The organism is Rhodococcus phenolicus (assembly GCF_001646785.1).
GTDB lineage: Bacteria > Actinomycetota > Actinomycetes > Mycobacteriales > Mycobacteriaceae > Rhodococcus > Rhodococcus phenolicus.
Map to the genome: position 1 here is coordinate 1 of NZ_LRRH01000138.1, position 1,877 is coordinate 1,877.

Consider the following 1,877-nt stretch of genomic DNA (forward strand, 5'->3'; position numbering starts at 1 on the left):
CCGACATGGAGCGTCACGCCCCGCGCGGCCTGCGGCGAGCCGGACGCCTTCCGCGCCCGCACGCGCGACGACCGCTCGCGCGGCCGTTCGGCCACCGAGGGCGCCTCGAACAGCAGGCGCACCGGCACCGTGGTGTCGAGGGCGGCGCCCAGCCGTGCTGCGACCTGCGTCGCAATCAGCGAATTACCACCCAACGCAAAGAAATCATCATCCGCACCGACACGCTCCACCCCCAACACACCGGCAAACACCCCCGCAACGATCTCCTCCACCGGAGTCGACGGAGCCCGAAACTCCCGCGCCTGAAACACCGGCGCAGGCAACAACTTCCGATCCAACTTCCCCGACGCATTCAACGGGAACTCGTCCAGAACCACCAACGCATCCGGAACCATGTACCCCGGCAACACCGACCCCAACCCGGCCCGCACCACACCCGAATCGACAACCACCCCCGACTCCGGAACCACATACCCCACCAACTGCTGACCCAGATCACCGTCGTGCACCACCACCACGGCCTGCGCCACCGAACCCACACCCAACAACGCCGACTCGATCTCCCCCAGCTCGATGCGCAACCCACGCACCTTCACCTGGAAATCCGTCCGCCCGATGTACTCCAACTCCCCCGACACCGACCACCGCACCAGATCACCCGTGCGATACATCCGCGACCCCGCAGCCCCGAAAGGACTCGCCACAAACCGATCCGACGTCAGATCAGCACGCGAGACATACCCCCGCGCCAACTGATCACCCGCCAGATACAACTCACCGGCCACCCCCACCGGCACCGGCACCAACCGCGCATCCAACACGAACACCTGCGTGTTCCACACCGGCACACCGATCGGCACCGACACCCGATCCACATCCGACACCTCGTGGAACGTCACATCCACCGCAGCCTCGGTCGGACCGTACAAATTGTGCACCCGCACCGACGGCAACAACTCACGCAACCGCAACGCCACCGAACCCGGCAACGCCTCCCCCGAGGCAAACACCAACCGCAACGACACCGCATCCACCACCGACGGCTCCGCCACGAACACCGACAACATCGACGGCACGAAATGCACCACCGACACCCCGTACTCGACGATCGCCCGCACCAGATACGCCGGATCCCGATGACCCTCCGGCCGCGCCACCACCAACCGCGCACCAACCTGCAACGGCCAGAACAACTCCCACACCGACACATCGAACGTGAACGGAGTCTTCTGCAACACCACATCAACCGACGACAGACCGTACTCGGCCTGCATCCACACCAACCGATTCACAATCGCCGCATGCGACACCGACACGCCCTTCGGACGCCCCGTCGAACCCGACGTGAAAATCACATACGCAGCCCCCTCCGGCCGCACCACACCCCAACGATCCGCATCACCCAACGGCGCATCGGAAAAACCCGACACATCCAACTCGTCCACCCACACCACGGACCGATCCCCGGACACCGAGAACCCATCCCCCGAGGTCGACAACACCACCACCGGATCCGCAGTCTCGAGGATGTACCCCACCCGCTCCGCCGGCTGATCCGGATCCACCGGCACATACGCACCACCGGCCTCGACCACCGCATACACAGCGACCAACATCTCCAACGACCGACGCATCCCCACAGCCACCAACGACTCCGGACCCACACCCTCGGCCACCAGAAAACGCGCCAACCGCCGCACCCGCGACGCAAACTCCCCATACGACAACGCAACACCGTCGAACACCACCGCAGTCGCATCCGGAGTCCGCGCCACCTGCGCCTCGAACAACTCCACCAACGTCACCGACGGCACCACAGCCGAGGTATCGTTCCACCCCTCCAACACCAACGCACGCTCATCCGCACCCAACAACGG

1 protein-coding gene is annotated in these 1,877 nt (G+C 65.2%); it reads right to left on the reverse strand.

What is annotated here, in order from left to right:
• The coding region (locus A8G15_RS27355) for an amino acid adenylation domain-containing protein (RefSeq protein ID WP_156665587.1) at positions 1 to 1,877 on the reverse strand (1,877 nt) is incomplete at both ends.